Source organism: Rodentibacter sp. Ppn85, assembly GCF_001999335.1.
Classification (GTDB): domain Bacteria; phylum Pseudomonadota; class Gammaproteobacteria; order Enterobacterales; family Pasteurellaceae; genus Rodentibacter.
The window spans coordinates 1-7,211 of the sequence record NZ_MLHS01000031.1; the positions used below are offsets into that span (position 1 = coordinate 1).

Genomic DNA, 7,211 nt, shown 5'->3' on the forward strand with positions numbered 1-7,211 from the left:
CTTTCGGGCCGGTTAAACCGATAGAGCCGTCTTTGCCGTTAATAACCACCGCAGAACCGTCTTTGCCGTTCACGCCGATTGTGCCGTCCACACCGTCTTGACCTGCTTGGCCAACTGTAATGTTATTTGATGTAGCAATCTCATAACCATTCGCAATTTGTTTGATAACAATATTGTTACCTGCATCTAGTGTGAAGGTTTCATTGTTAGTCAACTGCTTGTCATTATCAGATAAATTGTCCGCTACCGTAGCATTACCGTTAGTACCATTGACTGATTTTGTTGTAAGGTTGAATTTAACACCGCTTAACGCTGTGTTGGTAATATCTTTAGTTGCATTTTGTAAGTCGCCTACATTGACAGCATTCTTCAAAGCATCACCAGAGATATTATTTAACACATCATTAAATGTTTTATCTGCCGGAATAGTCATACCATTTGATAATACGCCGCTATCCACATTGGTAATTAATACCGGTGCGGAAGCATTACCACCAATAAATTTCACAGTGTTACTCGGTACGTTAGTTAATGCACCATTATTATCTACATAGCTGTTTGTAGTGTTAAAGGTAATGTTGGTTGTCCCTGTTGCATTGTCATAAACTGCATTAACCGATACACCTGTACCATTATTAAAGTTCACCGTATTACCGTGTGTTACAAAATCAACCGGTTGACCGTTGTTTTGTAAGTTCCAACCGGCATTCAATACATCACCTACCGTCGCGGCATTATTTTTCTTATCCTCATAATTTGTGGTATTCGGATTAGAGGTGGTTGTATTCGTCACATTCTCTAAATTACCTTTTACATTGGTAATGGTTGTATTGCCGGCATTGAAACCGCCTTTATTGATCGTTAAATCACCGATTGTTACGCTACCGTTTTCGGTCAGATTCAGGTCTTTCGCCAATTTAACGGTTAAATTACCATCTTTGCTGATAACACCGATATTATTATCGGTTAAGGCATCTTTATTTGCGCCACCGGTAATGTTTAGGGTAGAACCTAATTTCTTCGCAATTTCATCACCGCTGTCGCCTTGGAATTTCAAGCCGTCATCTTTGGTTGCTATTTCACGGGTAGTGATTGAACCGTCGGTGTTGGTGGTGTTGTAAACTAAACGGCTAATGCCATCACCACCGTGAGTTGCGTTATCTAAAGTACCGCTACCGTTTGCGACACTAATATTAGCTGACGCATTTTTACCGTCCGCACCTTTTGGACCGGTTAAGCCGATAGAACCGTCTTTACCGTTTAGCACAACACCCGTACCGTTTTGACCGTTCACGCCGATCGTGCCGTCTTTACCGTCTTTGCCGACAGTAATGTTCGTAAAGGTCACATTCTCGGTTGTCGCCACTTCAAAGCCGTTCTCAACCTGTTTGATCTGGATATTATTGCTTGCGTTTAGGTTAAAGGTTTCGTTATTGGTTAAACGCTTACCATCCTCTGTTAAACCGGTTAATTCTTCGGCTACCCCATTCGTGCCGCTCACATTTGCAGTTTTTAATGCAAATCCGACCGCTTGTAATGAGGTATTCATAATGTTTTTGGTCGCGTTTTGTAAATCGCCAACATTCACAACGTTGTTGAGATCGCTACCCGTAACATTATTGAGTACATCATTAAAGGATTGACCTTCCGGAATCGCTTTGCTGTTCGGCAATACACCGCTGTCAACATTAGTGATTGATACCGGTTTACCGTTTTCTGCCCCAATGAATTTCACCTTGTTACCTGGATCGCTGGTTGGGTTGCCGCTGGCATCCACATAGCTGTTTGTCGTATTAAAGGTGATATTGGTTGTACCGGTAGTGCCGTTATACTCTGTGCTGACTTTCACGCCTTGGCCGTCATTAAAGTTGACCGTGTTACCGTGGGTGACGAAGTCCACTTCGTTGCCATTCTGTTTTAAGTTCCAACCCGCATTTAACACATCGCCGACAGTCGCCGCATTATTCGTTGCGTTGTCATATTTCGTGCCGGTTTTGTCCGGATTAGACGTTGTGGCGTTGGTTACTTTGTCTAACGTGCTTTGTAGGTTGCTTAACGTCATCGGCGCAGTAGTATTGTTGTCACCATTATTTAATGATGCAATCACATCCGCTTTTGCGACTTCTGTCGCTCCAGCATTTGCCGTGCCGTTTGTGACATCACCCGCTTTGTAGAATTTATCCCCGACTTTCACGAGTTTGTCGCCGTCTTTATTGGTATAAACGACCGGTAACTGTGCCGCTTCCACTACTTTTTGCGCATTTACATCGACTTCAAATTCTTTGCCGCCGGTGCTATTTGTTTTGCTTTGCGTGACGGTCACGCGATCACTTGCTGCAACCACGCTCTCTTCTTTCTTGATTTGTGCTTTGGTTTCTTCAGACAGATCAACGCTGTAATCAGTGACACCTGTGGTTGCATTTGGGGTCGCAGTCACAGTAATATTGCTTGACCCATTGCTCACAACGGATTTCTCTGCATTCACCGTATAAATAGTTTGACCGTCAGTGCCAGTAGCATTCGTAACATTGATATTTCTACCTGCTACGACCTCGGTTTTAGCCGCTTTTGCAGACGCATTTAATTGCGATAGATTTACCGCATCGGTGCCGTTCGTGCCGTTGGACACATTCGTGATCACTTTATCACTGGCATTGATGCCGTCTTTGGTGACATTCGGCCCGCCGTTGATGGTTAAACCCTCTTTGGTTAAATTAACATCGCCGATCGTCACACTACCGTTCTCGGTTAAGTTGAGATCTTTGGCTAATTTCACCGTCAATGTGCCGTTTTCATTGTTCACACCGATATTTTTGTCGGTTAGTGCATCTTTACTTGCGCCACCGGTGATATTTAAAGTTGAGCCAAGTTTCTTCGCAATCTCTGTTTGGTCATCACCTTTGAAGATTAAACCGTCATCTTTAGTCGCAATTTCACGGGAAGTCGTTGTGCCATCTTTATTTGTGGTGTTATAAACTAGACGCTCAATACCTTCTTTGCCTTTATTCGGTTCATCTAACGTGCCGGTGCCGTTTGCCACGGTAAAGTTAGCCGATACGCCGTCTTTGCCTTTCAGACCAATCGAGCCGTCTTTACCGTTCAATACAACGCCTTTACCGTCTGTACCGTTTACACCGATAATACCGTCTTTGCCATCTTTACCTACTGTAATGTTCGTGAACGTCACATTATCAGCCGTCGCAATTTCATAGCCGTTATCAATCTGTTTAACCAGAATATTGGTGCTTTGATTTAGGTTAAAGGTTTCATTATTATTGATACGTTTGTCTTTAGCCTGCCTTGCATCACCATTAGTTGCAAGATCGAAGCCTGAATTTGTAATCGCCGTATAAAGCTGACCGCCGTTAATTGCATCCTTGCTGTCTTTTGCGATATTACCGTCTTGAACATTGGTAATTTGCTTATTGCCGGCATCAATACCTGCTTTTGTAATATTTGGCCCGCCGTTAATGGTTAAACCGTCTTTGGTCAGATTAACATCACCGATTTTTACGTTACCGGCATCGGTTAAATCAAGACTATTATTTAAGTTAATCTTAACTTTGCCATCAGCTACTGTAGTATTTAGGTTGCTATTACCGCCTTCAATCTCGATCGCTTCGCCTAATTGTTTGGTGACATTACTACCATCTTCTGCTTTTAAGCCAAAGCCTTTATGTGCTTTTTCAATCGCTGAGGTTGCATTTTGATTTAGCGCAACCGTGATATTTTTACCGCTCACATTGGTTTCGATGTAGTTGCCATCTTTGCCGACAATATCAAAACGTCCGCCGTTGGTAACATTAATTCCCGTAGCTGTATTATTTTGATCCGCGCCAACCGTAAAGTTTTGAATTGCATTATCAATTTTATCTTTCGCTGTTTTGCTTAAATCAAAGCCAATCTCACCATTTTTAGCAGTCGTATTAATATAATCCGAACCTTTGAAAGTGATTTCATCACTTAATTTATTCGTTCCGTTACCTGTATCAGCTTTATATTTTAAACTCACATCTCCGGTAAGTTTGCTCATATTGACAGACAAGTCATAATTTTTTGGTTGCGTTCCATTTGGCGTTACCATTACGCTACCATCTGTTGAAGTAACAGTTGTACGACCATCATCCACATATTTTTTGGTTGTCGCATCATTATCTGCAATCGGCGTACCAACATTAGTAATGTTATTACCACCAAAATCGACCTTACCACCGTTTCGAACCGTTAAATTTCCGGTGTCCACAGAAGTAAAGTTAGGCGTTAATGAAGTGGCAATAGTTACTTTCTTAGCGGCTTGAGTAATATTAATATTGTCACCTGCTTCAATAGTAACGGTGTCGCCCATTGCAACTTTTTCAGTTGTATTATCAACAACGTTACCCGTTCCGGATTTAGAAGTGGTAAGATTCCAACCTTTCGCTACTTCATTGCTGATATTAGTTACATTTTGGTTAGTTGCATAAAGCTGGCTACCATTTACCGCATCTTTGCTATCAGCAGAAATTGCACCATCGGTAACATTAGTGATTTTCTTATCGCCTGCATTAATGCCGTCTTTAGTTACACTTGGACCGTTGTTAATGGTTAAACCACTACTATTTAGTACGGTATCGCCTAACTTGACACTACCTGCATCAGTAAGATCAAGAGTATTGTTTAGATTGATCTTCACTTTGCCATTGGAAACAGTAGTATTGAGATTATTATTTCCACCAACAACTTCAATTGGCTCGCCTAATTGATGAGTAACATTGTTACCATCTTCTGCTTTTAAGCCAAAGCCTTTGTGCGCTTTTTCAATTGCTTCCGTCGCATTAGCATTTAGACCAACTGTGATGTTTTTACCGCTCACATTGGTTTCGATGTAGTTGCCGTCTTTGCCGACAATATCAAAACGTCCGCCGTTCGTAATATTTAACCCTGTTACTTGGTTATTTTTATCAGCTCCTACGGTAAAGTTTTGAATTGCATTATTGATTTTATTTTTAGCAGTATCACTTAAATCAAAAGCAATTTGTCCATTTGAGGCATTGGTCGTAACATAATCAGAACCTTTAAACTTCACGGTTTCACTTAATTTGTTTTCACCGCTAGAGTTATTGTCGCCTGAGTATTTAAATTTCACATCTTCAGCAACTTTAGTCATATTCACAGACAAATCGTAATTTTTCGGATTTGTGCCTGTGCCGTTTACTGTTACGCTGCCGTCCGTAGAATTCACTGTCGTACGACCATCATCCACATATTTTTTGGTTGTCGCATCATTATCTGCTACCGGCGCACCAACATTAGTAATGTTATTACCACCAAAATCGACTTTACCACCGTTTCGAACCGTTAAATTTCCGGTATCCACAGAAGTAAAGTTAGGCGTTAATGAGGTGGCAATAGTTACTTTCTTAGCGGCTTGAGTAATATTAATATTGTCGCCCGCTTCAATAGTAACTGTTTCACCCATGGCAACTTTTTCAGTTGTATTATTAGAAACATTACCTGTGCCTGATTTAGATGTGGTGAGATTCCAACCTTTCGCTACCTCTGTCGTAAGGTTTGTTACATTTTGGTTAGTTATATAAAGTTGGCTACCGTTTACTGCATCTTTACTATTCGCATCTATCGTACCGTTAGATACATTAGTAATTTTTTTATCACCCGCATCAATACCGTTTTTAACGACTTTAGGTCCGTTATTGATCGTCAAACCTGTGCTGTTTAATGCGGTATCGCCGATAGTTACACTACCGCCATCAGTTAAATTCAAATTATTGTTTAAGTTGATTTTAACTTTCCCATTATCTACAAGCGTATTAATGTTTGAATTATTGCCTTCAATATCAATAGTATTGCCGACTTTCTTACTGACATTGCCTTTTTGAGTATTTAAACCAAAGGTCGCATTATCACCTAAATCAAAGGTAATCGTACCATTTTCAGCTTTAGTCTTAACTAAATCAGACCCTTTGAAATGAAGCTCTTCGCTCAGTTTATTCGAGCCGCTCCCAGTATCACCTTTATATTTAATATTTTGCGGAACATTGCTGATATTGACGGATAAATCATAGGTTTTTTGTTTATTATTCCCACCTTCAGTAATCTTCACCGTACCATCGTTAGACGTAACTTTTGTACGACCATCATCAACATATTTTTTGGTTGTCGCATCATTGTCGTTAACCGGCGCACCAATATTCGCTAAAACATTACCACCAAAATTCACATTACCGTTTGGTCGAACGGTTAAATTACCGGTATTGACACTACTAAAGTTAGGTGTAGAAGAGGTAGCAATGCTGACTTTTTTACCTGATTGGGTGATATTGATATTATTGCCTGCATCAATGGTTACTGTATCCCCCATAGCCACATTCGTCGTACTATTATTGGTCACATTACCCGTACCAGATTTAGACGTAACCACATTCCAACCTTTTGCTACAGTTTCATTTAAGTTAGTAACATTTTGATTCGTGGCATTTAATTGAGAAAGGTTAACCGCATCATTATCCTTTGTACCAGCTGATACATTGGTAATCTGCTTATCACCTGCATTGATACCGACCTTAGTGACACTTGGACCACCAGTGATTGCGACACCAGTGTTATTAACTAACGTATCACCTATTTGCACGCTACCTGCTTTGGTGAGATTAAGAGTGTTATTGAGATTGATCTTAACAGCATTATTAGCAACTGATGTCAAAATATTAGAATTGCCACCAATGACTGAAATAGAACTATTTAATTTCTGTGTAGCCGTGTTATTATCATTCGCCTTTAATGCAAACGTTTTATTATCTACATATTGTTTATTGGCTGCATCTTTATCCGCTGTTGGATCACCAACATTAGTTAATCTATTATGATTGAAATTTAGTACTGGCGCATTTGCTCTTACTGTTAAACCACCAGTTTCGACGTTAGTGAAATTCACTCTATCTGCAGTTGCAATACTAATATTAGTACCATTTTGCGTGATATGAATATTCTTACCTGCATCAACCGTAACTATGCTACCTTTCTTAATCGTTTCAACTTTCTTTCCAGTTACCGAGCCTGATGAATTAGATGTTGTTAAATTCCAATCTGCGCTACTAATACTGTCAAATTTTCCATCTAATGTTTTCCAAACGGCATAAAGTTGTGAACCATTGATTGCGTCGGTAGATTGCTCAGAAATACGACCTGCCGCAACATTTTGAATTTGACGATAT

The 7,211-nt window shown here is 40.3% G+C and carries 1 pseudogene; it reads right to left on the bottom strand.

Annotated features, from left to right (window positions below):
- Positions 1-7,211: pseudogene (locus BKL51_RS05835) on the bottom strand (hypothetical protein); the annotation flags it as partial.